21 protein-coding genes are annotated in these 23,794 nt (G+C 71.9%); 15 read left to right on the top strand and 6 right to left on the bottom strand.

Annotation, left to right across the window (positions count from 1 at the left end; genetic code table 11):
- Position 1: 1 nt before the first annotated feature.
- On the bottom strand, positions 2 to 1,444 hold the full coding sequence (locus ACIQZO_RS15155; protein WP_403625558.1) for a hypothetical protein: 1,443 nt from the start codon (positions 1,442 to 1,444) through the stop codon (positions 2 to 4).
- A gap of 186 nt (positions 1,445 to 1,630) precedes the next feature.
- Between ACIQZO_RS15155 and ACIQZO_RS15150 the strand changes: the two genes are divergently transcribed.
- Both ACIQZO_RS15150 and argH read left to right on the top strand, forming a co-directional pair.
- Positions 1,631 to 2,824: an argininosuccinate synthase gene (locus ACIQZO_RS15150; protein ID WP_403625555.1), complete on the top strand. Its 1,194-nt coding sequence runs from the start codon at positions 1,631 to 1,633 to the stop codon at positions 2,822 to 2,824.
- Positions 2,825 to 2,907: 83 nt separating this feature from the next.
- Positions 2,908 to 4,335: an argininosuccinate lyase gene (gene argH, locus ACIQZO_RS15145; RefSeq protein WP_403625553.1), complete on the top strand. Its 1,428-nt coding sequence runs from the start codon at positions 2,908 to 2,910 to the stop codon at positions 4,333 to 4,335.
- Between the two features lie 67 nt (positions 4,336 to 4,402).
- Here argH and ACIQZO_RS15140 read toward each other — a convergent pair whose 3' ends face one another.
- On the bottom strand, positions 4,403 to 4,795 hold the full coding sequence (locus ACIQZO_RS15140) for a hypothetical protein (RefSeq protein WP_403625550.1): 393 nt from the start codon (positions 4,793 to 4,795) through the stop codon (positions 4,403 to 4,405).
- A 20-nt stretch (positions 4,796 to 4,815) separates the two neighbouring features.
- Positions 4,816 to 5,346, bottom strand: a complete 531-nt coding sequence (locus ACIQZO_RS15135) for an HAD domain-containing protein (RefSeq protein WP_403625547.1) — start codon at positions 5,344 to 5,346, stop codon at positions 4,816 to 4,818.
- Between the two features lie 89 nt (positions 5,347 to 5,435).
- Here ACIQZO_RS15135 and ACIQZO_RS15130 point away from each other — a divergent pair, with 89 nt between their 5' ends.
- The 3 genes from ACIQZO_RS15130 to ACIQZO_RS15120 all read left to right on the top strand — a co-directional run bounded on the left by ACIQZO_RS15130 (position 5,436) and on the right by ACIQZO_RS15120 (position 9,073).
- Entirely contained in the window at positions 5,436 to 5,987 is a 552-nt protein-coding gene (locus tag ACIQZO_RS15130) for a TetR/AcrR family transcriptional regulator (RefSeq protein ID WP_403625544.1), read from the top strand.
- Complete coding sequence (locus ACIQZO_RS15125) at positions 5,984 to 7,528, top strand: MFS transporter (RefSeq protein ID WP_403625541.1); 1,545 nt, start codon at positions 5,984 to 5,986, stop codon at positions 7,526 to 7,528. The genes ACIQZO_RS15130 and ACIQZO_RS15125 overlap by 4 nt, the downstream gene beginning before the upstream one ends.
- Before the next feature lie 69 nt (positions 7,529 to 7,597).
- Entirely contained in the window at positions 7,598 to 9,073 is a 1,476-nt protein-coding gene (locus tag ACIQZO_RS15120; RefSeq protein ID WP_403625538.1) for a membrane-associated oxidoreductase, read from the top strand.
- Positions 9,074 to 9,080: 7 nt separating this feature from the next.
- On the opposite strand, the gene ACIQZO_RS15115 is transcribed toward ACIQZO_RS15120, so the two are convergent.
- Positions 9,081 to 9,770 carry a lysophospholipid acyltransferase family protein gene (locus tag ACIQZO_RS15115; protein ID WP_403625535.1) on the bottom strand — a complete coding sequence of 230 codons (690 nt, stop codon included), beginning with the start codon at positions 9,768 to 9,770 and terminating at the stop codon, positions 9,081 to 9,083.
- 234 nt (positions 9,771 to 10,004) lie between these two features.
- Between ACIQZO_RS15115 and ACIQZO_RS15110 the strand changes: the two genes are divergently transcribed.
- From ACIQZO_RS15110 to ACIQZO_RS15100, 3 genes are all read left to right on the top strand, one after another.
- Positions 10,005 to 11,180: a glycerophosphodiester phosphodiesterase gene (locus ACIQZO_RS15110; protein ID WP_403625532.1), complete on the top strand. Its 1,176-nt coding sequence runs from the start codon at positions 10,005 to 10,007 to the stop codon at positions 11,178 to 11,180.
- A gap of 73 nt (positions 11,181 to 11,253) precedes the next feature.
- Positions 11,254 to 11,838: an RNA polymerase sigma factor gene (locus ACIQZO_RS15105; RefSeq protein ID WP_403625529.1), complete on the top strand. Its 585-nt coding sequence runs from the start codon at positions 11,254 to 11,256 to the stop codon at positions 11,836 to 11,838.
- A 37-nt stretch (positions 11,839 to 11,875) separates the two neighbouring features.
- The gene (locus ACIQZO_RS15100) at positions 11,876 to 12,382 is read left to right on the top strand and encodes a GNAT family N-acetyltransferase (protein ID WP_403625526.1); all 507 of its coding nucleotides are present in this window, start codon (positions 11,876 to 11,878) and stop codon (positions 12,380 to 12,382) included.
- 25 nt (positions 12,383 to 12,407) lie between these two features.
- Here the strand turns inward: ACIQZO_RS15100 and ACIQZO_RS15095 are convergent, their stop codons facing one another.
- Together ACIQZO_RS15095 and ACIQZO_RS15090 are read right to left on the bottom strand one after the other, a co-directional pair.
- Positions 12,408 to 12,839, bottom strand: a complete 432-nt coding sequence (locus ACIQZO_RS15095; protein WP_403625523.1) for a hypothetical protein — start codon at positions 12,837 to 12,839, stop codon at positions 12,408 to 12,410.
- Positions 12,832 to 13,200 carry a hypothetical protein gene (locus ACIQZO_RS15090; protein ID WP_189972692.1) on the bottom strand — a complete coding sequence of 123 codons (369 nt, stop codon included), beginning with the start codon at positions 13,198 to 13,200 and terminating at the stop codon, positions 12,832 to 12,834. The genes ACIQZO_RS15095 and ACIQZO_RS15090 overlap by 8 nt, the downstream gene beginning before the upstream one ends.
- A 556-nt stretch (positions 13,201 to 13,756) precedes the next feature.
- Between ACIQZO_RS15090 and ACIQZO_RS15085 the strand changes: the two genes are divergently transcribed.
- The 7 genes from ACIQZO_RS15085 to cobA all read left to right on the top strand — a co-directional run bounded on the left by ACIQZO_RS15085 (position 13,757) and on the right by cobA (position 23,766).
- Positions 13,757 to 14,812: a methionine ABC transporter ATP-binding protein gene (locus ACIQZO_RS15085; RefSeq protein ID WP_403625518.1), complete on the top strand. Its 1,056-nt coding sequence runs from the start codon at positions 13,757 to 13,759 to the stop codon at positions 14,810 to 14,812.
- Complete coding sequence (locus tag ACIQZO_RS15080) at positions 14,809 to 15,477, top strand: methionine ABC transporter permease (protein ID WP_403625515.1); 669 nt, start codon at positions 14,809 to 14,811, stop codon at positions 15,475 to 15,477. Before ACIQZO_RS15085 ends, ACIQZO_RS15080 begins: the two co-directional genes overlap by 4 nt.
- A gap of 94 nt (positions 15,478 to 15,571) precedes the next feature.
- Positions 15,572 to 16,435 carry a MetQ/NlpA family ABC transporter substrate-binding protein gene (locus ACIQZO_RS15075; RefSeq protein WP_403625512.1) on the top strand — a complete coding sequence of 288 codons (864 nt, stop codon included), beginning with the start codon at positions 15,572 to 15,574 and terminating at the stop codon, positions 16,433 to 16,435.
- Positions 16,436 to 16,699: 264 nt separating this feature from the next.
- Positions 16,700 to 17,398: a GNAT family N-acetyltransferase gene (locus ACIQZO_RS15070; protein ID WP_403625509.1), complete on the top strand. Its 699-nt coding sequence runs from the start codon at positions 16,700 to 16,702 to the stop codon at positions 17,396 to 17,398.
- 106 nt (positions 17,399 to 17,504) lie between these two features.
- Positions 17,505 to 18,710: a precorrin-6y C5,15-methyltransferase (decarboxylating) subunit CbiE gene (cbiE, locus tag ACIQZO_RS15065; protein WP_403625506.1), complete on the top strand. Its 1,206-nt coding sequence runs from the start codon at positions 17,505 to 17,507 to the stop codon at positions 18,708 to 18,710.
- Between the two features lie 274 nt (positions 18,711 to 18,984).
- Positions 18,985 to 22,209, top strand: a complete 3,225-nt coding sequence (cobT, locus tag ACIQZO_RS15060) for a nicotinate-nucleotide--dimethylbenzimidazole phosphoribosyltransferase (protein WP_403625503.1) — start codon at positions 18,985 to 18,987, stop codon at positions 22,207 to 22,209.
- 321 nt (positions 22,210 to 22,530) lie between these two features.
- The gene (gene cobA / locus ACIQZO_RS15055; RefSeq protein WP_403625500.1) at positions 22,531 to 23,766 is read left to right on the top strand and encodes a uroporphyrinogen-III C-methyltransferase; all 1,236 of its coding nucleotides are present in this window, start codon (positions 22,531 to 22,533) and stop codon (positions 23,764 to 23,766) included.
- Positions 23,767 to 23,794 lie beyond the last annotated feature (28 nt).

Raw genomic sequence — 23,794 nt, 5'->3', positions numbered from 1 at the left:
TTCAGTATTCGCCTTCCGGGGCGGATCCGGCCGGAAGCCCGAGCCGGGAGCGCATCCGGCCCATGACGTAGTCGCTGAACAGGTGCGAGCACCGGTCCAGCAGGGCGCCGACCTCAGGGTCCCGCTCCGGCAGGTTCGGCGGCCGGTACGGGGACCACATGCTCCGGATCCGCTGCGCGGCGATCGTGCGCAGGGCCGGGTCGTGGTCCGCCAGCAGGTGTACGGAGGCGCGCAGTCCGGCGACCCCGCCCCGGGCGAACAGCAGCCGGTGGGCGGCCCGGCGGGTGTGTGACGGCCGCTCGGGCGCGATACGGGCCGCCAGCCAGTCGGCGGGCAGCAGTCCGGCGGAGGCGCTCAGGCTCCGGGCGACCTCACGGGCCACCGCGGGTGACGGGTCGTCCAGCAGCGGCCGCAGCAGCGCGATGTCCGTGACGTCCAGTAGCCGCAGCCCGCCCACGGCGGCGGCCCGCACCCGACCGGCGGGGTGCTCCAGCAGCGCGCGCAGCGCCGGTGCGTCCTCGCGGCGCGCGCACTCCGCGAAGCCGGTCACCGCGTACGGGCTCACCTTGGCGGGGTCGGCCAGCGCCTCGCGGCACAGTCGGTACGGGTCGCCGCCGGCCTGGCGGGCCAGCCGGCGGGCGCAGGCCCGGACCATTGCGGAGCGGTCGGCGAGGTGGCCGGCGGCCTCGGCGGCCCGGCCGGCCCCGCGCAGGGCGGTGACCCCGGCGGCGCGCACCATCGAGCCGCGCCCGCCGAGGAGGGTGTCGACCGCCTCGTCGACCGCCTCGTCGACCGCCTCGTCGACCGCCTCGTCGACCGCCTCGTCGACCGCCTCGTCGACCGCCTCGTCGACCGCCTCGTCGTCCGGGCCGTTGGCGGCCAGGGCGGCCAACGCCGCGTCCGTCCACAGCCGGCCCGTCGGCGGATCCGCTTCGTGGGCGGCCAGCCGGGCCAGCTCCCGTACGTCCAGCAGTCCGGCATCGAGGGTCAGCCGCGCGGCGAACCGCCGGGTCGGCGGGTCCGCGCTTTCGCGCAGCTCGCCGAGCAGGGCGCGGTCCTCGTTCAGTACGGCTTCGAAGTGCTCCAGCACCCACGCGCCCTGCTCGCGCCGGCCGAGCCGCATGACGAGCGGGGTCAGTCGCCGCAGGGTGCCCGCGGGGTCCCGGCCGAGGGCCGCGGCCAGGACCCGCCGGGCCTGCTCTCGGACCGCGGGCACCCAGTCCGCGCACCGGATCGCGACGAGTTCCAGCAGCAGCGGCATCGGATCCCGCAGGGCCGCCTCGCGGGTCCGGCCGTTGGCGTGGCACAGCCGCACGGCCTCCGGCGTTTCGAGGGGGCTCGTATACGACCAGTGGGTGGTTCGCCGGACCGCGTGGTCGAAGGCGATCCACTCGGCCGCCGGGCTCCCCTGTGAAGGGAGCCGGGTCTTCGTGTCCGTGTCCATACGTCCTCCCCTGTGGTGGTCGAGGCTGATCGTAGGCAGTCGGGCTGCCGACCCGCCTCCCATATATCCGCAGGTCAGGATCGCCAGGCGGGGTGCGCGCGGGCAGCACCCTCCGAGTCGATTGACGAAACATACGGAGTAGTGCATAGTTATGCCTGTCGTTGAATGCACCGTAAGGAGAAACCCGTGACCGAGCGCGTCGTACTCGCCTACTCGGGCGGCCTGGACACCTCCGTCGCCATCGGCTGGATCGCCGAGGAGACGGGCGCCGAGGTCATCGCCGTCGCCGTGGACGTCGGCCAGGGCGGCGAGGACCTGGACGTCATCCGCAAGCGCGCGCTCGACTGCGGTGCGGTCGAGGCCGAGGTCGCCGACGCCTCGGACGAGTTCGCCAACGAGTACTGCCTTCCGGCGATCAAGGCCAACGCCCTCTACATGGACCGGTACCCGCTGGTCTCGGCGCTCTCCCGGCCGGCCATCGTCAAGCACCTCGTCGCCGCCGCCAAGAAGCACGGCGCCACGACCGTCGCCCACGGCTGCACCGGCAAGGGCAACGACCAGGTCCGCTTCGAGGCGGGCATCGTCGCCCTCGCCCCGGACCTCAAGTGCATCGCCCCGGTCCGCGACTACGCGATGACCCGGGACAAGGCGATCGCGTTCTGCGAAGAGAAGCAGCTCCCGATCGCCACCACCAAGAAGTCCCCGTACTCCATCGACCAGAACGTCTTCGGACGCGCCGTCGAGACGGGCTTCCTGGAGGACATCTGGAACGCCCCGATCGAGGACATCTACGAGTACACCTCGAACCCGGCCCTGCCGCGCGAGGCCGACGAGGTCGTCATCTCCTTCAAGGAGGGTGTCCCGGTCGCCATCGACGGCAAGCCCGTCACGGTGCTCCAGGCGATCCAGCAGCTCAACGACCGCGCCGGAGCCCACGGCATCGGCCGGATCGACATCGTCGAGGACCGCCTCGTGGGCATCAAGTCCCGTGAGGTGTACGAGGCCCCGGGCGCGATCGCGCTGATCACGGCCCACCAGGAGCTGGAGAACGTCACCGTCGAGCGCGAGCTGGCCCGCTACAAGCGGCAGGTCGAGCAGCGCTGGGGCGAGATGGTCTACGACGGTCTGTGGTTCTCCCCGCTCAAGCGGGCGCTGGACGGCTTCATCAACGAGGCCAACCAGCACGTCACCGGTGACATCCGGATGACCCTGCACGGCGGCCGCGCCGTCGTCACCGGCCGTAAGTCGGACGAGTCGCTCTACGACTTCAACCTCGCGACCTACGACTCGGGCGACACCTTCGACCAGTCCAAGGCCCAGGGTTTCATCGAGATCTTCGGTCTCTCCTCGAAGATCGCGGCCCGCCGCGACCTCGCCTGATCGACCCGCAGTCCGGACCGCCTCCCCGTTACCTCCGCGGCGGGGAGGCGGTTGTACATCCGAAGCCTTGAGGAGCAGTAGTGGTGAGCAGCAACAAGGGTGACGTCCGGCTCTGGGGCGGCCGGTTCGCCGACGGTCCGTCGGAGGCGCTGGCCCTGCTGTCGGCGTCGGTCCACTTCGACTGGCGTCTCGCGCCGTACGACATCGCGGGCTCCCGCGCCCACGCCCGCGTGCTCCACAAGGCCGGCCTGCTCACGGCCGAAGAGCTGGACCGCATGATCGCCGGACTGGACCGGCTGGAGGCCGATGTCGCCGACGGCTCCTTCACCGGCACCGTCGCCGACGAGGACGTGCACACGGCCCTGGAGCGCGGCCTGCTGGAGCGGCTCGGCGCCGAACTCGGCGGCAAGCTGCGCGCCGGCCGGTCCCGCAACGACCAGGTGGCCACCCTCTTCCGGATGTACCTGCGCGACCACGGCCGGATCATCGGCGGCCTGATCGCGGACCTCCAGGACGCGCTGGTCGGCCTCGCCGAGACCCACCACGACGTGGCGATGCCGGGCCGGACCCACCTCCAGCACGCGCAGCCGGTGCTCTTCGCCCACCACGTCCTCGCCCATGTGCAGTCCCTGTCCCGGGACGCGGAGCGGCTGCGGCAGTGGGACACCCGGACCGCGGTCTCCCCGTACGGTTCGGGCGCCCTGGCCGGCTCCTCGTTGGGCCTGGACCCGGAGCAGGTCGCGGCCGACCTCGGCTTCGAGCGGGGCTCGGTCGGCAACTCGATCGACGGCACGGCCTCGCGTGACTTCGTGGCCGAGTTCGCCTTCATCACCGCGATGATCGGGATCAACCTGTCCCGGATCGCGGAGGAGATCATCATCTGGAACACGAAGGAGTTCTCCTTCGTGACCCTGCACGACGCCTTCTCGACCGGGTCGTCGATCATGCCGCAGAAGAAGAACCCGGACATCGCGGAGCTGGCACGCGGCAAGTCCGGCCGGCTCATCGGCAACCTGACGGGCCTGCTCGCGACCCTCAAGGCGCTGCCCCTGGCGTACAACCGGGACCTCCAGGAGGACAAGGAGCCGGTCTTCGACTCCTGCGACACCCTCGAGGTCCTGCTGCCGGCCTTCACCGGCATGATGGCGACCCTCACGGTCAACCGGGAGCGGATGGAGGAGCTGGCCCCGGCGGGCTTCTCGCTCGCCACCGACATCGCCGAATGGCTGGTCAAGCAGGGTGTGCCGTTCCGGGTGGCGCACGAGGTGGCCGGCGAGTGCGTCAAGGTCTGCGAGGGGGAGGGCATCGAGCTCGACCAGTTGACGGACGAGCAGTTCGTGAAGATCTCCGAGCACCTGACCCCGCAGGTCCGGTCGGTCCTCAACGTCAAGGGCGCCCTGGCTTCGCGCGACGGCCGCGGCGGCACCGCCCCGTCGGCGGTCGCGATCCAGCTCACCGAACTGAAGGCCGACCTGGTCATCCAGCACGCGTGGGCGGCCCACAAGCAGTAGTCCGCCGTGCCCGCAGGGGCGGTGGGAGCCGGTGCCGGCTCCCACCGCCCCTGCGGCGTGTGCGGGATCAGCAGACGACGGTGACCGAGAACGGCCGGTCGCTGTCCACGGCGGGGCTGCCGGGCTGGGACGGGGTCGCGGTACGGATGAAGAGGGTGGTCGCGTTCACCTTGCCGACCAGGATGGATGAGCTTCCCGGGCCGGGGTCGCTCCCGCCGTTGGTGTTGATCGTGCCCAGCAGGGCGCACTCGGCGAGGTTGGCGGCGGTGCTGATGTTGTAGCGGCCGATGCCGAACCTGTTGATCCCGGTGATGCCGGAGCCGCCCAGTACCGTGCCGTTCGCACTGACCTTGGCCCGGGCGGTGGTGGTCGCCGCGGCCTGCCGTGCCCGACCCGGTTCGGCCGCTGCGGAGGACACGGCGACGACACCGCCGACCGTCAGTGCCAGCCCGGCGAACACGGGTAGTCATGATCAAATCACTATCCGTGTTCATTGGAATGCGGTGCGACCCATGTGGCCAGAGTGTCGAAATCCTCGCGGACCAGCCCGATCTGCTCATCGATGCGCAGCAGCAGGGTCCGTGCCGGGTGGCGCTGATCGACGTACTCGCGGTCCATGGCCGTGATGTCGTCGTCGATCCATGCGAAGGGCCGCGCGCCCGCGTAGTCGAGGATGTACTGGGTCTTCCAGAACGTGCCGCGCGGGGCCCGGCCGTGCATCACCGGCCAGTCGATGAAGGGGAGCCCCGGCAGCCCCAGGTGCGGGCCTATCCACTCATTGGCCTCGTCCTTCCATGTGGTGGCCCAGACCAGCTCGTAGGCGTCGGCGAGGGCGAGCAGCTCCGCCCCGTGGCCGGGATTCAGCCACACCCGCAGCGGCTTGGCCCGCTCCGCCTCCGTCCAGCCGGTCGGGCGCATCCGGTGGGTGACGTACCCCTCGGGGCGGCGCTGGGGCTTGGCCGCGTAGGGGTTAAGCGGGCCGTCGACGTCGATCAGCAGCAGTGGCTTCATTTCGGCAGGATTCCGTTCCGGCTGCCCTCGGGCCGCCTATTTTTCGACTGAATGAGACAATGGCGTCTCATTCGGGGTATGCTTGTCTCATGGCCATGGATCGTGACCAGGTGCTCCGCGATGCGGCCGCCCTGCTTTCCCGCAAGTCGACCGCGACGATGGACGAGGTCGCCCGCGCCGCCGGAATCGGCCGCGCGACGCTCCACCGGCACTTCGCCGGGCGCGACGCCCTCGTACGGGCCCTCGAGGAACTCGGCATCCGGGAGTTCGAGGTGGCCTTCGACAACGCCCGCCTCGACGAAGGAACGGCGGTGGACGCGCTGCGGCGCCTCGTCGCCGAGGCCGAGCCCAACGCCCAGCTGCTGGCCTTCCTCGTCACCGAGAACCAGCTGTTCGAGGGCGAAGAGGTCCATGAGGGGTGGGCCCGGCTCGACGCCCGCGTCGGCGCGCTCTTCCGGCGCGGCCAGGAAGAGGGCGACATCCGGATCGACCTGAGCCCCGCATGGCTCACCGAGGCCCTCTACGGCCTCGTCGGTACCTGCGCCTGGGCCGTCATGGACGGCCGGGTCGCGGCCAAGGACTTCCAGTACATGATCATCGAGCTGTTGCTCGGTGGCGCCAGACGGAGTGTGGAGAAATGAGCACGACCCAGCAGCTGAACAGCCCGATCGGGACGGAGACCAAGAGCCGCGGCCGCTGGCTCGCCCTGAGCGTGCTGGTGCTCGCGGTGCTGCTGGTCGCCGTCGACGCGACCGTACTCGGCCTCGCCACCCCCGCACTCTCCGAGGACCTCAAGCCGTCCGGCACCCAGCTGCTCTGGATCGGCGACATCTACTCCTTCGTCATCGCCGGACTGCTGGTGTCCATGGGCAGCCTCGGTGACCGAATAGGCCGCAAGAAGCTCCTGCTCACCGGCGCCGCCGCATTCGGCGCGGTGTCCGTGCTCAACGCCTACGCGACCAGCCCCGAGATGATGATCGTCGCCCGGTCCCTGCTCGGCGTGGCCGGTGCCACCCTGATGCCGTCCACCCTCGCGCTGATCCGCAACATCTTCCACGACCCCAAGGAGCGCAGCCTCGCGATCGGCATCTGGGGCGCCACCGCCTCGGCCGGCGCGGCCGTCGGCCCGGTCGTCGGCGGAGCCCTGCTCCAGCACTTCTGGTGGGGTTCGGTCTTCCTGATCAACCTCCCCGTGATGATCGCCCTGGTCGTCGTCGGAATCAAGCTGCTTCCCGAATCCAAGAACCCGGTCGCCGGTCCCTGGGACCTCGTCAGCGTCGGCCTCTCCCTCGTCGGCGTGATCAGCGTGGTCTACGCCGTCAAGGAACTCGCCACGCACGGCATCACCTGGGAGGTCGCGGCCACCGCGACACTCGGCGCCGGCGCGCTGTACGCCTTCGTACGCCGCCAGTTCAGCCTGCCGTCGCCGCTGCTCGACATGCGGCTCTTCAAGCACCGCGGCTTCTCCGGCGCGGTCCTCGCCGACCTGCTCACCGTCTTCGGCCTCTCCGGACTGGTCTTCTTCCTCTCCCAGTTCCTGCAGCTCGTCCAGGGCCGCGATCCGCTGGAGGCCGGTCTCGCCGAACTGCCCGCCGCCATCGGCGCGGTGGTCACCGGCCTGATCGCGGGCAGGTACGCCCGCCGGTACTCGGTACGGAGCATCGTGGCGGGCGGCCTCGGCGCCATCGGCCTGGCCCTCGCCGTGCTGACAGTGATCCACAAGGAGAGCGGCTACCCGCTGCTCGGCGCGGCCCTGCTCGTCGTGGGCCTCGGCGCCGGCTTCTCCTTCACCGTGACCGCCGACGTCATCCTCTCCAGCGTGCCCAAGGAACAGGCCGGTTCGGCCTCCGCCGTCTCCGAGACGGCGTACGAACTCGGCGCCGCCCTCGGCATCGCCCTGCTCGGCTCCATCGTCACCGGCGTCTACCAGAGCTTCACCGCCCCGGCCTCCGTGGCGGGCCCGGTCGCCGACGCCGCGCACGAATCCCTCGGCGGGGCCGTCGAGGCCGCCAAGGCGCTCGACCCGCACACCGCCCAGGTGATGGTGGGCGCCGCCCAGGACGCCTTCGTGGACGGGCTGCGGCTCGCCTCCGGCGTCGGCGCGGCCGTGCTGCTGGCCACCGCCGTGGCCGCCTGGTTCCTGCTGAAGGGCCAGAGGCTCCAGGAGGGCGTCGAGCACTGACGTCCCGCCGAAGGATGGTGTTCCGGCCAGAGTTGACAGTGTGTGGAACCGCGGGACACCATCCCGGCGATGGAGATCAACGACCTGACCCCGGCGGAACGCCGAGTCTGGGAAGCCTTCCCGCGCGGCGACGGGGTCGACTTCCGTGCCACGCCCGAGGACAGCTCCGTCGACGGAGCCGACTGGGGCCCGGACCGCGCCCTGCGCGCCGAGGTGCTGCGGGCCATCCTGCTGGGAGCCTGCCCCACCGTGCAGGGCCGAATCCCCGGGCTCAAGCTCAAGGGCGCGAAGATCGTGGGCAAACTCGACCTGCGCTACGCCGTCATCGACCACCCCATCCGGCTGCGCGACTGCTGGTTCGAGCGCAAGCCCCTGATCTACGGGGCCCAGTTGCGCGCCCTGGTCCTCGGCTACTCCACGCTGCCCGGCCTGACCGCCTCCACGGTGCGCGTCGAGGTGGTCCTGCGGCTCTCCTGCTGCCGGATCACCGGCCCCGTGCGGCTGCAGGGCGCCAAAATAGCCGGGGGGCTCTTCCTCCAGGGAGCGGTGATCGGCCCCACGAGCGGCGAGGAGGCGGACGAGCCGCCGCTCCAGCTCAACCACATCGAGGTCGACACCGACATCATCGCGAACGACCTGACCGTGCACGGCCAGCTCCGCCTCAACGGAGCCACGGTCGGCGGCCAGGTCCAGCTCGACCGGGCCCAGCTGCTCGCGCCCGGCGCCATCGCCCTGCACGCCGAGAACCTGACCGTCGGCACCGACCTGCGCGCGCACCGGCTGAAGGCCCGGGGCATGGTCAACCTCACCGGCTCCCGGATACCGGGTCAGGCCAACCTCAGCCGTGCCGACCTCGTCAACCCGGACAGGACCGCCCTGCGCGCCTCCAGCTGCACCATCGGCGAGCTGTGGCTGCGCCGGTGCGACCAGATCCAGGGCGATGTGAACCTGCGCCGCTCCACCCTCGATCTGCTCCACATCGAACCGCAGACCTGGCCCGAGCGGATCGCCATCGACGGCCTCACCTACCGCACCCTCGCCCCGCACCTCCCCGCCGAGCAGCGGCTGCCCGCTCTGGAGCGGGAGGAGTCCGGATACCTCACCTACGCCTACGAGCAGCTCGCGGCGGCCTACCGTACGGCGGGCGACGAGGCCGCGGCCCGGACCGTCCAGCTCGCGAAACTGCGGCGGCACCGGCACACCCTGCCCCGGGCCGCCCGCGCGTGGGGGCTGCTCCAGGACGCCACCGTCGGCTACGGCTTCCGGCCGCTGCGCGCGGCGGGCTGGCTGCTCGCGCTGTTACTGACGGGGTCGATCGCCTACGGGATCGACCCGCCGCGCGCCCTGAAGGCGGGGGAGGCGCCGGAATTCAACGCGGTCTTCTACACGATCGACCTGATGGTCCCGATCGTCAGCTTCGGCCAGGAGGCGGCCTTCGCCCCGGGCGGCTGGCACCAGTGGCTGTCGTACCTGCTGATCGTGACCGGATGGATCCTCGCCACGACCACGGCAGCCGGCGTCAGCCGCTCCCTCCAGCGTCAGTAGGGGAGTGCTACGCGGCCTTCGCCTTGGTCGCGTACATGTCCACGTACTCCTGGCCCGAGAGGCGCATGACCTCGGCCATCACCGAGTCGGTGACGGCGCGCAGCACGTAGCGGTCGCGGTCCATGCCCTCGTAGCGGGAGAACTCCATCGGCTCGCCGAAGCGGACGGTGACCCGGCCCGGGCGCGGCATGCCGGAGCCGCCGGGCTGGAGCTTGTCGGTGCCGATCATCGCGAACGGCACCACGGGGGCGCCGGTCATCAGTGTCAGGCGGGCGATGCCGGTGCGGCCGCGGTAGAGCCGGCCGTCGGGGGAGCGGGTGCCCTCGGGGTAGATCCCGAAGATCTTCCCCTCTTCGAGGATGCGGCGGCCGGTCATCAGGGCCGCGACACCGCCGTTCGCACCGTCGCGGTCGACGGGGATCATGCCGGAGCCGGTGAAGAACCAGGCCATGGCGCGGCCCTTGATCCCCTTGCCGGTCACGTACTCGTCCTTGCCGATGAAGTGGACCGTACGGTCGCACACCAGCGGCAGGATCATGGAGTCGATGAAGGTGAGGTGGTTGCCCGCGAGGATCACCGGACCGGAGCCGGGGATGTTCTCGATGCCCTCCACGCGGGTACGGAACATCATGCGCATGACCGGTCCGACAGTGGCTTTGATGAGCTTCGTACGGAACAACGTGGGGCCCTCCGGCATCGAAAAGCGGTTCGCGCACCGACCCGGTGGCGGTAGCGCAGGTGAGGACGATACTCGCGGGTCAGCTCCGCGCGCACATCGGGTTCACGTGTCGGATACGCATTGTTGACGCTTGTTTGCGCCAAGTTCCCCGGATGTGCCGTCGACGCATCCTCCTCGGTCACCCCCCTTTGCCTACCATCGGCACGCCGTTCGCGGGCCGCGACACGGCGTTCACGACGAGGAGTGGCACTCATGAAGCAGGGTGGGGCAGCACGGCGCACGGTCCTGGGGGCAGCCGTCCTGGCGGCGGGCACCGGCATCACCGGACTCACGGCGGGATCCGCGGCCGCCGCGGGCGACGGGTACGGCGACGGGTACGGCGACGGAGGCTACCGGGACCTCCCGTACCCGACGGTCATCGGCCATCGCGGAGCCAGCGGCTACCGGCCGGAGCACACCCTCGGCTCCTATCAGCTCGCCCTCGACCTGGGCGCGGACGTCGTCGAGCAGGACCTGGTCCCGACCAAGGACGGTCAGCTGGTCTGCCGCCACGAGAACGAGATCGGCGGGACCACCGACGTCGCCGATCACCCCGGGTTCGCCTCGCGGCGCACCACCAAGTCCGTCGACGGCGTCTCCGTCACCGGCTGGTTCACCGAGGACTTCACCCTGGCCGAGCTGCGGACCCTGCGCGCGAAGGAGCGCATCCCCGCCGTCCGCCAGCGCAACACGCTCTACGACGGCCAGTGGGCCGTGCCCACCTTCGAAGAGGTGCTCCGCTGGGCCGACCGCGAGGGCAAGCGACGCGGCAGGCGGGTGTGGCTGCACGCCGAGACCAAGCACCCCAGCTACTTCCGGGCCCTGGGCCTCGGCCTGGAGGAGCCCCTCGCCAAGCTGCTGCGCCGCTACGGGCGCGACGGCCGCGGCGCCGCGGTCTTCCTCCAGTCCTTCGAGCCCTCCAGCATCCAGCGGCTCTCCCGGCTGGTCTCCGCGCCCCGCGTGGTCCTGCTCTCCGCCGCGGGCACCCGCCCCTGGGACTTCGAAGTGGCCAAGGACCCGCGTACGGTCGCGGACCTGGTGAAGCCCGAAGGGCTGAAGTGGATCGCCGGCTTCGCCCAGGGCATCGGCCCGACCATGGACCTGATCCTGCCGCGCGACGCGGCCGGAAAGCTCGGCGCCCCGACCACCCTGGTGAAGGACGCGCACGCCCGCGGCCTGCTGCTGCACCCCTACACCGCGCGCAACGAGAACAGCTTCCTGCCCGCCGAGTACCGCAAGGGGACCGACCCCACCGCCTACGGGGACGCCCTCGCCGCCTTCCGGACCTACTTCGAACAGGGCATCGACGGAATCTTCACCGACAACCCGGACACCGGACTGCTCGCGGCCGAGGCCTTCCGCCCGGGCCGACGCCCCGTCAACCGCTGAACGCCGCTTCCCGTACGAGTGGGCCGGGCCCGGCGGGGAAACCGCCGGGCCCGACCCACTCGTCCCGCCCGGCATGGACCTGTTGAAGGCTGAATACCTCGACAAGCTCGGCCCGCTGCTCTCCGCCGAGGCGGCCGCGGAGGCCCCGGGCACCGGAGTGGACGCGGCCGACCTGGAACAAGCCGTCTGGGTCAGGCTGCTGGAGAGCGGCCGCCACGCCCCCGATCCGGCCGAGCCCGCGGAGCCGGCGCGCTGGCTGCGCCGCGCGGTCCGGGCGGAGGCGCGCCTCGCCCGGCGCCGGGCGAGGCGGGAGGTCCCGTACGACGAGCGTCGTCGCCCCCCGGACAGCCGCCGCCGGCACTCCGCGGACAGCGGGCCACCGGCCGGCACGGCCACCCGGGCCGAACCGGAAGACGCCCTCCTGCACGGCGAGGAGAACCGGGCACTCCGATCGGCGGTCGCCCGGTTGCCCGGACGCTGTCCGGAGCTGATGAGGGCACTTCTTTCGCCCAGAGACCTCACTTACCGTGAAATCGCAGGAGAGTTGGGTATCTCACAAGGAAGTTTGGGGCCCGTCCGTTCCCGTTGCCTGGGATGTCTGCGCAGAATGCTGGCTGCAGAGGTTGCGGCTCCTGGCCTGCGGGGAAAGGAGCGGTAGACCAACGGGCTACCAGGTGAGCTGGAGGCATGCGCACATGGGCATGAGCGTGACCATTTCGGCGGCGGCAGCCGAGGACGCTGAGCAGATCTTCAAACTGCAGTACCTGGCCTTCCAGCGCGAGGCCGAGCTGTACGGCAACTACCTCATCCAGCCGCTCACCCAGTCCCTGGACTCCCTCAAGGGGGAGCTGGCGACGGACACCGTCCTGGTGGCCCGGCTCGGAGACGAGATCGTCGGGACCGTGCGCGGCAATGTCGACGAGGACGGCACCGCCAAGATCGCCAAGCTCTGCGTGCACCCGCGTCTGCAGGGTCACGGCCTCGGCGCGCGCCTGCTGCGCGCGGTCGAGGAGGCCCTGGCGAGCCCCGGCACCACCCACCGCTTCCGCCTGCACACCGGGCACAAGAGCGAATCCAACCTGCGCCTCTACCGCAAGGCCGGCTACGTGCAGGTCGGCGGCCGCACGGCCTCCGACGGCGTCCAACTGGTGATCCTGGAGAAGGAAGCCAAGGACCCGACCGACTTCGCGGTCAGCGCGTAGCGCGCGGCCCTCGCCGCGCGGACCCTCAGCGCTTGCGCAGCCAGAGCATCCCGGTGATCGGCAGGATCACCGGGATGAACAGGTATCCCATCCCGAACTGGGACCACACGGTCGTGTCGGGGAAGGACTCGGGCCGCAGCACCGTCCAGGTCCCCACGGCCAGCACTCCGGCCAGCTCGGCGGCGCAGCAGACCAGCGCCGCCTTGCGGGCCGTCTCCCCGCCACGGACCAGTGAGTACGTGATGAAGGCGTAGGCCAGCGCGGCCACGGCGGACAGGGAGTACGCCAGCGGCGCCCGGTCGAACTCGGTGGAGATCTGGTAGGCGGACCGGGAGACCGCGCCCACCACCATCACCCCGTACAGCCACACCAGCAGCAGCCCGGGCCCGGAGACCAGCCGCTTGCGCCCGGCGGGCGCGGGACCCGTCGCGTCGGTCGTCGTGTCAGCGTCAGGCACCGGTGGTTCCCCAGATGTCGTAGAGCCGTACCTCGAGGACGGCGAGTACGACGGCGCCGGCGGCCACCGTCACCGATCCCCACTTGGTCCGCTCGGTCAGCGAGAGCATGCCCGCGGCCGGCACCGCGGCGAACGCGCCCACCAGGTAGGCCACGAAGATCACCGTGCCCTCGTCGGGCTTCTCGCCCTGGGCCAGCTTCACCAGGCCGATCACCAGCTGCGCCAGGACCAGCACGGTCACGACGGCCATCCCGATGAAGTGCCAGTCCTTGGTCGGCTGGTCCCGCCATGCGGCGTGGCCGCACCAGGCGGCGAGGGCGAGTGCGGCCACGCCGATGGCGACCGTCAGGGCGTCGAGCATGCAGCGAGGGTATTACGGGCCGAAAGACCCGAAGCGCGCGCCCCTGTCTCCCACCGTGGTCTTGACCACAGCAGACCCTCTCGCCGCACCTCGGACAGCTCCGGCCGCACGGGCTCCGATGGCCTTGTCGGTGCAGGTCAGCGCCGCGATGCGGGCCTGACGCAGAGGGGAGGCCGCACCCGGTGCTGTCCGGTATGCGGTCGAAATGCGTCCGCTATTCGGACGCCGTTGATCGGTCAGGGGAGAGGTCTGGTTTACTGGGGCCCATGACCACGACGAGCAGCCGCACCCTTGCGACCGAGGCGACGATGACGCCCGGTGCTCGTTGTATGTGTCGAATGTGCGCCTTCTGAGGGCCCCTTCCTGAGCCTCGCGCCCCGAAGCGAGACCAGACGCGCCCGTGCTTCGTCCCCTGAGGAACAGCACGGCTCGTTCCTGCCCCGCGCACGTGTCGATGTCATCGTTTTCTGACGGTTCGTCCCGTATCGCGTCCCCAGATTGTTTGCCCCGTGCCGGCACCCCGCTGCGTCGCGCACTCGACAGCGACGGAAATCCTGTGATCACCACATCGGGCCTCACGAAGGTCTACCAGTCCCGTGGCCGTGAGGTCACCGCCCTGGACGGCGTCGATCTACACGTCCGCGAGGGCGAGGTCTACGGAGTCATCGGCCAGAGCGGCGCGGGCAAGTCCTCCCTGATCCGCTGCGTCAACCTGCTGGAACGCCCCACCGCCGGCACGGTGACCGTCGACGGCGTCGACCTCACCGCCCTCGCCGGCCGCGGCCGCCGCGCCGGCAAGGAACTCCGCGAGGCCCGCAGCCGCATCGGCATGGTCTTCCAGCACTTCAACCTGCTGTCCTCGCGCACCGTCCAGGCCAACGTGGAGCTGCCCCTGGAGATCCTCGGGATCTCCGGCCGCGAGCGCTCCCGCAAGGCCGCCGAACTCCTCGACCTGGTCGGCCTCGCCGACAAGGCCAAGGCGTACCCGACCCAGCTCTCCGGTGGCCAGAAGCAGCGCGTCGGCATCGCCCGCGCCCTGGCCGGCGACCCCAAGGTGCTGCTCTCCGACGAGGCCACCAGCGCCCTGGACCCGGAGACCACCCGCTCCATCCTCCAGCTGCTGCGTGACCTCAACCAGCAGCTCGGCCTCACCGTGCTGCTGATCACGCACGAGATGGACGTGGTCAAGTCCGTCTGCGACTCGGCCGCCCTGATGAAGAACGGCCGGATCATCGAGTCCGGCACCGTCGCCGAGCTGCTGGCCACCCCCGGCTCCGAGCTCGCCGGGGAACTCTTCCCGGTCACCGGTACCGCCACCGGCCCCGACCGCACGGTCGTCGACGTCACCTTCCACGGCGAAGCGGCCGTCCGACCGGTCATCTCGCAGCTCTCGCGCACGTACAACATCGACATCTCGATCCTCGGCGCCGCGATGGACACCGTCGCCGGCCGGCAGATCGGGCGCATGCGCATCGAACTGCCCGGTGGCTACGAGGACAACGTCGTGCCGGTCGGCTTCCTGCGCGAGCAGGGCCTCCAGGTCGACATCGTCGAGGGCGACGTGGACGCCGACGCCGAATTCGCCGCGCTGGTCAAGGATGGTGCCAAGTGACCTGGTCCGAAATGCAGCCCCTGCTCACCCAGGGCACCTACGACACCCTCTACATGGTGCTGTGGTCCACCCTGGTGACCGTGCTCGGCGGCCTGCCCATCGGCATTCTGCTGGTCCTCACCGACAAGGGCGGCCTCCTGCAGAACCAGCCCCTCAACAAGGTTCTCGGCGTGATCGTGAACCTGGGCCGCTCGCTGCCGTTCATCATCCTGCTGATCTTCCTGATCCCGGTCACCACCGCGGTCGTCGGAACGTTCATCGGCCCCACCGCCATGATCGTCCCGCTCGCCATCGGCGCCGTCCCCTTCTTCGCGCGCCTCGTCGAGACCGCCGTCCGCGAGGTGGACCACGGCCTGATCGAGGCCGTCGAGTCCATGGGCGGCGGCATCCCGACCCTCGTGGGCAAGGTGCTCCTCCCGCAGGCCCTGCCCTCCCTGGTCGCCGGTGTCACCACCACTGTCATCACCCTCGTCGGCTATTCGGCCATGGCCGGCGCCGTCGGCGGCGAAGGACTCGGCTCCAAGGCCATCACCTACGGCTTCCAGCGCTTCGAGACCGGCTTCATGATCGCCACTGTCGTGGTCCTGGTCGTCCTCGTCACGGTGATCCAGCTGCTCGGCGACGGCGTGGTCCGGCTCCTCGCCCGCCGCGGCCGGACCGCCTGAAAAGACTTTCCACCCCTCACAGAGCCCGCACTTGTCGTGCTTGGGCCGCCACCAGCAAGTCATCAGCACTTGTTCAGCAAGAAAGGCACTCTTCGTGCGTAAGAACATCAAGCTCACCGCCCTCGCCGCCTCGGCCACCGCGCTCGCCCTCGGCCTCACCGCCTGCGGCAGCTCCTCGGACCCGTCCTCCGCCAAGGCCGACGGCGGCAAGACCGACGAGAGCAAGCCCCTCGTCATAGCGGCCTCCCCGAGCCCGCACGCCGACATCCTGAACTTCGTCAAGGACAAGCTCGCGGCCAAGGAAGGCCTCAAGCTGGAGGTCAAGGAGTTCACGGACTACGTCCTGCCGAACACCGCCACCGAGCAGGGCCAGGTCGCCGGCAACTACTTCCAGCACAAGCCCTACCTCGACGACTTCAACAAGAAGAACAACACGCACGTCGTGCCCGTCGTGAACGTGCACCTGGAGCCCCTCGGTCTCTACTCCAAGAAGATCAAGGCCATCGGTGACATCAAGGCCGGCCAGACCATCGCCGTCCCCAACGACACCACCAACGAGGGCCGCGCGCTCCAGCTGCTCGCCGCGAACAACCTGATCACCCTCAAGGAGGGTGTCGGCACCAGCGCCAAGCTGTCCGACATCACCGACAAGAAGGGCCTGGAGTTCAAGGAGCTGGAGGCCGCCACGGTCCCGCGCGCCCTGAACGACGTGGACGCCGCCATCATCAACGGCAACTACGCCCTCGAGGCCAAGCTGTCGCCCGTCAAGGACGCGCTGGCCCTGGAGAAGGCCGAGGGCAACCCCTACGCCAACTTCCTCGCGGTCAAGGACGGCAGCCAGAACGACCCGCGGATCCAGAAGCTCGCCAAGCTCCTGAACTCCGACGAGGTCAAGAAGTTCATCGAGGAGAAGTACCAGGGCTCGGTCGTCCCGGCCTTCGGCACCCCGGCCTCCTGAACCGCTTCCTCCTGAACCGGTTCCTCCCGAACCGCTTCCCCTGACCCGGTTCCACCCCGGCCGGTCATGCATCTCGGCCCCGCACGCCCCTGACGGCGCGCGGGGCCGAGCTCTGCCCGCTTCCGGGCAACCCGGCCCTGCACATCAACCGGTCGATGCTGCATGCTGTGGCCTACGACCCGCACGCAGGTCCCGCACGATCGGTCCCGCACCGCGGTCGCATCGCAACACGGTCGCACCACGGTCTCAGGCATGGAGCTGCGCATGACTACCACCTTCCCGGACGTCACCATCAGCACGGACCGGCTGGTGCTGCGCCCCTTCGAGGAAGAGGACGTCACCGCGCTCACCGAGATGATGAACGACGAGCACGTGATCGCCTGGACCGGTGCGCCCCACCCCTACACCCCCGCCGAAGCGCACGCCTGGGCCACCCGGCACTCCCACGCGGAGCGCACCGAGGGCCGCGGCATCGTCTTCGCCGTCACCGAGTTCCTCACCCAGCGCCTCGTCGGCCTCGTGCACCTGCAGGGCACCGACTGGCGCACCCGCGCCACCGAGGTCGGCTACGTCACCGCCCCCTGGGCCCGCGGCGAGGGCTACGCCAGCGAATCCGTCCTCGCCGTCGCCCAATGGCTCTTCCGCGACCAGGGGTTCGAGCGGCTCGAACTGCGCACCGCCGCCGACAACACCGCCTCGCAGCAGGTGGCCCAGAAGATCGGCTGCATCAGCGAGGGCGTTCTGCGCAACGCGTGGATAGTGCGTACGCAGACCCCCGACGGCGGCTGGGGCGACACCCGGACCGACCTCATCGTCTGGAGCCTGGTCCCCGAGGACCTCGACGAGAGCGACGGCTACGACGGGTACGACAGCTTCGACAGCTACGACGGATACGCCCGCGGCTCCGCCTTCCCGCAGCGGGCCGACGCGAGCGGCTACCGCGTCGGCGCCGACTGGAAATGAACCGATGAGCAGGTAGTCTCACCGTGCCCGCCCCGGACGAAGCCTCGCCCTCCCCCAGCTACCGCTGGGAGGTGCCCCCCCCCGCCAGACCAGGAGACAGACGACGATGGCCGACCGGGTCACGGTGATCGGCTGGGACGGTTCCCCCCTGACCGCGGGCGCCCGGTCCGCGCTCTCCGCCGCCACCCTCGTGGCCGGCGCCGCCCACCACCTCGCCCTTCCCGAAGTGCCGCCCACCGCCGAACGCATCCGCCTGGGCAGCCCCGGCCTCGCCGCGCGCCGCATCGCCGGCCACCGCGGTACGGCGGTGGTCCTCGCCGACGGCGACCCCGGCTTCTTCGGCGTCGTACGCACCCTGCGCGCCCCGGAGCACGGCCTGGAGGTGGAGGTCGTCCCGGCCGTCTCCTCCGTGGCCGCCGCCTTCGCCCGCGCCGGCATGCCCTGGGACGACGCCCAGGTCGTCGTGGCCCACCCCCGGACCCTGCGCCGAGCTGTCAACGTCTGCCGCGCCCACGCCAAGGTCGCCGTCCTCACCTCACCCGGCGCCGGCCCCGCCGAACTCGCCCTGCTCCTCGAAGGAGTTCACCGCACCTTCGTCGTCTGCGAGGAACTCGGCACGGACCGCGAGCAGGTGAGCGTCCTCACCTCCGACACGGCCGCCGACCACAGCTGGCGCGACCCGAACGTCGTCATCGTCATCGGCGGCGGGGGACCGGTACCCGCCGACACCGGCTGGCTCCTCGGCCAGAGCGCCGCCCGCCCGGCCGACCGCGGCTGGGCCGCGCCCCGGCCCGACGAGGACACCGGCGAGGGCGGGTCCACCCAGCTGCGCGCGGCCCAACTGGCCCGCCTCGGCCCGCGTACCGGGGACCTGGTCTGGGACATCGGCGCCGGATCCGGCGGCCTGGCCGTGGACGCGGCCGCCCTCGGCGCCGCCGTCATCGCCGTGGACGCCGACCCGGCCGCCTGCGACCGCGTAACTGCCGCCGCCCGTACGCGGGGAGTGCAGCTCCAGGTCGTCGCCGGTCGCGCACCGCACGTACTGGAGAACCTGCCCGAGCCCGATGTCGTCCGCGTCGGTGGCGGCGGCGCCGCGGTCGTCGCGGCCGTGGCCGAACGCCGCCCCGAACGGATCGTCAGCCACGCCTCCACCCGCGACGAGGCGGAGGCGATCGGCAGGGCGCTGACCGAACACGGTTACGCCGTCGAGTGCGCGCTGCTCCAGTCCGTCGCCCTGGACCCCCGGACCTGGGCCGAACAGGACCGTTCCGTGGTGTTCCTCCTGGCAGCCGAACGCCCCGTAACGCGCTGAGACGAGGGCCGGGGTAGGCTGGCCGATCGTCGTACTGCCTCGGACGATTCGGGCATCGCGACACCGTCCGGACGCGCGACGTGGCGCAGTCCACAGAGGACCGTGACGGTTATGGCCGCCACGATCGTCGACGGGCGCGACAATGCTTACTGGTTGTCGTGCGGGCGTATGCGAGACGAACTCGTCGCACCGCAACCCCGCAGGCAAAACCGCTCGGCGGCCCCGTGGGCGACCGGGCGATCGAAGAGGCAACACCGATGGGCGAGGGGTAAGCATGACTGACACCGGCCAGGTCCCGGGCGAGGGTTTCCCGGACAATGCGGGCATGGTGGATCAGCAGGGCGTCCCCGCTCCGGTCCAGATCCCGGCACCGATCCCCGCTGGCTACGCGTTCCAGGACCTCATGGACAACCCGGCCGAGCCGGAGGACGAGGAACTGCTGCTGATGCCGAGCGGCCAGGGCGCCTGGAGCGACCCGCAGGTCGTCCCGCAGGCCCCCGCCTTCCCCACCCCGTCCCACCTCGATGGCCCGCAGATGTACACGGACCCGGCCTACGGCTCGGAGCCCTCCTACCCCGAGGCCCCGGCCTCGTACACCGACTTCCCCCCGCCGGTGTTCCCCGACGGCGGCTACAGCGCGGGCGCGCACGAGACGGGCGGCCGGGACTCCGGCGCGCTCGACCTCGGCGGGCTCGTCGTCCCGCCGCCGGCGGCCCCCGTCGCCCCGGTGGCCCCCGCGGCCCCCGTCCGGCGCCCGCTGCACATGGGCCCGCCCATGCCCGAGGCCAACGGCGGCGTCGTACGGTCCCTCGCGGACCGCGGTCCCGCCGCGGCGCCCGCCCCGGCCGCGCCGATGGCCGCCGTGGGCACCCCGGTGATGCCCGTCCCGCTGCGCCAGGCAGGCCCCCCGACCACCGGACCCGAGTACCTGGACATCCCGAGCGCGGAGGCCGCCCCGGTCGCCGCGGCCCAGCCCGGCGAGATCCCGCCGCAGGCCGGGGCCCCGTGGACCCCCGAGCCGGTGGCGGAGCCCGAGCCCGCGGCGGAGCCCGCCGCGGCCCCTGTGGAGGCCCCCGCCGAGGCCGCGGCGCAGCCCGTGGAGCCGCAGCCGGTGGCCGTCGCCGCAGAAACGGTGATGCAGCCCGCACAGCCCGCACACCCCGCACCGACGGAGGTCGACCCGGCCGAGGAGCCCGCCGCGGCTGCCGAATCCCCCGAGCTGCCGGCCGCCGAGGTGCTCCCCGCCGAGTCCTTGTCGGTCGCCGCCTTGCCGGTCGCCGCCGAGCCGGTCCAGCCGGGGGTACCGGCCGAGGCCGCACCCGAGGCTCCCGAGCCCGTCGCTGCCGCCCCCGCCGAGCCGGAGCCCGTTCCGGTGCGGCCGGAGGCCGTCCGGCCCGCGCAGTCCGAAGCCGCGCAGGAGCCGGCCCTGGCGCAGCCCGAGCCGGCGCTCGCGGCCCCGGCGGAGCAGGAGCCCGTCCCGGTGCAGCCGGAGGCCGTCCAGCCCGTCCAGCCCGAAGCCGCGCCGGAGCCGGTCCGAGCACAGCCCGAGCCGGTGCTCGCAGCCCCGGCCGCCGTGGCCGAGCCGGTCCAGCCCGTCCGGCCGCAGACCGTCCGGCCGCAGACCGTCCGGCCGGAGCCGGTGGAAGCGCCCCTCGAGATCCACCCCGAGGCCGCCCCGGAGCCGGTCCGGGCGGAGCAGCCCGAGGCCCTGCCCGAGGTCGAGCCCGCCGACCGGGCCGAGCCCGCCGCGGACGCCCCCGCCGCGGGCGAGGCGGCCCCCGGCTACGCCGAGGCCGAGCGGGAGGCCATCCTGCGCGTCATGCGCGAGCGCCGGGACATCCGCAAGGGCTTCCGTACCGACCCGATCCCGCACGAGGTGCTGCTCCGCGTCCTGGAGGCGGCCCACACCGCGCCCAGCGTCGGCCACTCGCAGCCCTGGGACTTCGTCGTCATCCGCTCCGCCGAGACCCGCCGGACGATGCACGAGCTCGCCCAGCGCCAGCGCGAGGCCTACGCCAAGTCGCTGCCCAAGGGCCGCGCGAAGCAGTTCAAGGAACTCAAGATCGAGGCCATCCTCGACACCCCGGTGAACATCGTCGTCACCGCCGATCCCACCCGGGGCGGGCGCCACACCCTCGGCCGGCACACCCAGCCGCAGATGGCCCCGTACTCCTCGGCCCTCGCCGTCGAGAACCTCTGGCTCGCCGCGCGCGCCGAAGGCCTCGGCGTCGGCTGGGTCAGCTTCTTCGACGAGCGCGAGATGGTCCGCGAGCTCGGTCTCCCCGAACACCTCGAAGTCGTCGCCTACCTCTGCGTGGGCTACGTGGACGAGTTCCCCGAGGAGCCCGAGCTGGCCCAGGCCGGCTGGTCGCAGCGCCGCCCGCTCTCCTGGGTGGTCCACGAGGAGACCTACGGCCGCCGCGCACTGCCCGGCGAGGAGCCGCACGACCTGCTCTCCGAGACCGTCGCCAGCATCCGCCCGCTCGACGCGAAGGCGCTCGGCGAGGCCTGGGAGCGGCAGAAGCGCATGACGAAGCCCGCAGGCGCCCTGGGCATGCTGGAGATCATCTCCGCCCAGCTCAGCGGCCTGTCGCGGGTCTGCCCGCCGCCGATCCCGGAGCCGGCCGCGGTCGCGATCTTCGCCGGTGACCACGGCGTGCACGCCCAGGGCGTCACCCCGTGGCCGCAGGAGGTCACGACCCAGATGGTGGCCAACTTCCTGGGCGGCGGAGCGGTCTGCAACGCCTTCGCCAACCAGGTCGGCGCCGAGGTCTGCGTGATCGACGTCGGCGTCGCGGGCGACCTCCCGGCCACCCCGGGCCTGCTCCCGCGCAAGGTCCGCCCGGGCACCGCCGACCTCTCCACCGGCCCCGCCATGACCCGCGAGGAAGCGATCGCGGCCATCGAGGTGGGCATCGAAACCGCCCGCGACCTGGTGGCGGCGGGCAACAAGGCCCTGCTCACGGGTGAGATGGGCATCGCGAACACCACGGTCTCCGCGGCCCTCATCTCGGTCTTCACCGGGGTAGACCCCTCCGATGTCACCGGCCGCGGCACGGGCATCAACGACGAGACGCACGCCCGCAAGGTCGAGGTCGTCCGGCGCGCCCTGGAGCTCCACCAGCCGGACCCGGCGGACCCGATCGGCGTCCTCGCGGCGATCGGCGGGCTGGAGCACGCGGCGATCGTCGGCCTCCTCCTCGGCGGCGCCTCGCTCCGCACCCCGGTGATCCTGGACGGCGTCAGCGCCGGCGCCGCCGCCCTGGTGGCCCGCGCCATCGCCCCCGAGTCGCTGTCGGCTTGCATCGCGGGCCACCGCAGCGCCGAGCCGGGCCACGTCGCGGCGCTCAACAAGCTGGGCCTGCGCCCGCTGATCGACCTGGACCTCCGCCTCGGCGAGGGCACGGGCGCCCTGCTCGCCCTCCCCCTGGTCCAGAGCGCGGCCCGCGCGATGCACGAGGTCGCCACCTTCGACTCGGCGGGCGTGACGGAGAAGTAGTCGTACCCGGGCGGGGTCGCCCGGCGGCCCCGGTCCGGGCCTCGGACCGCGTACGCCTGCCCCTCCAGCCCCGCCGGTCCGCACCGCGACCGGTCCGGGGTTCGGGCGGCTCCGGCTCGCCCCTCCAGCCTCGCCGGCGTTTGAGGCGCGGGGTCCGGGGCGGAGCCCCGTTCCACGAGCCGCAGCCGCCGCCCCGTCCGTACTCCGGGACGACCCGAGTCGTATGGTGGACCCGCACGGTATATCCGCACGTCAGTACACCGCCGCTCCAGCGCCGCAGCGGCACGCACGAGCAACGCCGCCCCCAGGAGCCGCACCGCCATGGCCGACACCCCCGCCTACCCCGTAGGACTCCGCCTCGCGGGCCGCCGCGTCGTCGTCATCGGCGGTGGCCAGGTCGCCCAGCGCCGCCTCCCCGCGCTCATCGCGGCCGGCGCCGACGTCCTGCTCATCTCGCCCTCCGCCACCCCGTCCGTGGACGCCATGGCCGAGACCGGCGAGATCCGCTGGGAGCGCCGCCGCTATCAGGACGGCGACCTCGCCGACGCCTGGTACGCGCTCATCGCCACGCAGAACCGCGAGGACAACGAGCGCGCCTCCGCCGAGGCCGAGCGCGAGCGCGTCTGGTGCGTCCGCGCCGACGACGCCTCCGCCGCCACCGCCTGGACCCCCGCGACCGGCCGGATCGAGGGCGTCACCGTCGCCGTGCTGACCGGCAACGACCCGCGCCGCTCCGCGGCCGTCCGCGACGCCGTCGTCGAGGGCCTGCGCGACGGCACCCTCACCGCTCCCTCCCACCGCCACAAGGCCACGCCCGGCGTGGCGCTCGTCGGCGGCGGTCCGGGCGACCCGGACCTGATCACCGTGCGCGGCCGCCGCCTCCTCGCCGAGGCCGACGTGGTCATCGCCGACCGGCTCGGCCCCCGTGACCTGCTCGACGAGCTCCCCCCGCACGTCGAGGTCATCGACGCCGCGAAGATCCCGTACGGCCGGTTCATGGCCCAGGAGGCCATCAACAACGCCCTGATCGAGCACGCCAAGGCCGGCAAGGCAGTGGTCCGGCTCAAGGGCGGGGACCCGTACGTCTTCGGCCGCGGCATGGAGGAGCTCCAGGCCCTCGCCGAGGCCGGTATCCCCTGCACCGTCGTCCCCGGCATCTCCAGCTCCATCTCGGTGCCCGGCGCCGTCGGCATCCCGGTCACCCACCGTGGTGTGGCGCACGAGTTCACCGTGGTCAGCGGTCACGTCGGCCCCGACGACCCGCGCTCGCTCGTGGACTGGGCCTCCCTCGCCAAGCTCACCGGCACCCTGGTGATCCTGATGGGTGTCGACAAGATCGGCCTCATCGCCGAGGCGCTGGTGCGCCACGGCCGACCCGCGCAGACCCCCGTCGCGGTGATCCAGGAGGGCACCACCGCCACCCAGCGCCGGGTGGACGCCACCCTGGCCACGGTCGGCGAGACCGTGCGCGCCGAAGCGGTCCGTCCGCCGGCCGTCATCGTCATCGGTGAGGTCGTCCGCGTCGGAAGCCAGGACGTTCCCACCGCCGGCGCCTGACAGGCCGTTGGCACCGTACCCAGGACAA

The sequence above is a fragment of the Streptomyces sp. NPDC097617 genome (assembly GCF_044761485.1).
In the GTDB taxonomy this organism is placed as follows: domain Bacteria; phylum Actinomycetota; class Actinomycetes; order Streptomycetales; family Streptomycetaceae; genus Streptomyces.
Note: the sequence above shows the minus strand (reverse complement) of the source record. Positions and strands in the feature narration are given on the sequence as shown.